A 398-nucleotide genomic window follows, 5' to 3' on the forward strand; every position below is an offset into this window, starting at 1 on the left:
CCTCCTGGGCGCGGTTGATCGCTTCCTCGGCATCGCGCGCGTGACGCGGCGCGCTCACCGCGCCGATCGACACGGTGGCCGACACAGGGCCGGACCGCGTCGGCACGATCTCGCCACCGACCGCCGCGAGAAATCGCCCCACCGCGATTTGCGCATCGTCAATGGAGCAGTTCTTCAGAACCAATCCGAATTTGTTGCCAGGGACCCGACCGAGCTGGTCGCCGGCACGCAGCCGGCTGCGGATCCGCCCGGCGATCGTCGAGATGACTTCGTCGGCGACGTCGAATCCGAACGAATCGTTGACCCGCGCCAAATGGTCGATGCCGACCAGCATGAACGACAGGCTGGTGCGAAACCGCGCGGACTCTTCAATCGCCTCGGCGAGCGCCGCGATCAGA

At 66.6% G+C, this 398-nt stretch carries 1 protein-coding gene; it reads right to left on the reverse strand.

The genetic code is table 11. From position 1 onward, the window contains the following. Positions 1–398, reverse strand: a 398-nt coding sequence (locus tag DY467_RS25930) for a GGDEF domain-containing protein (RefSeq protein ID WP_164639916.1), incomplete at both ends; no start/stop codon positions are given.

Origin of the sequence: Rhodopseudomonas sp. BR0G17, from assembly GCF_010907025.1 — a bacterium.
GTDB classification, from domain to species: Bacteria; Pseudomonadota; Alphaproteobacteria; order Rhizobiales; family Xanthobacteraceae; genus Rhodopseudomonas; species Rhodopseudomonas palustris_H.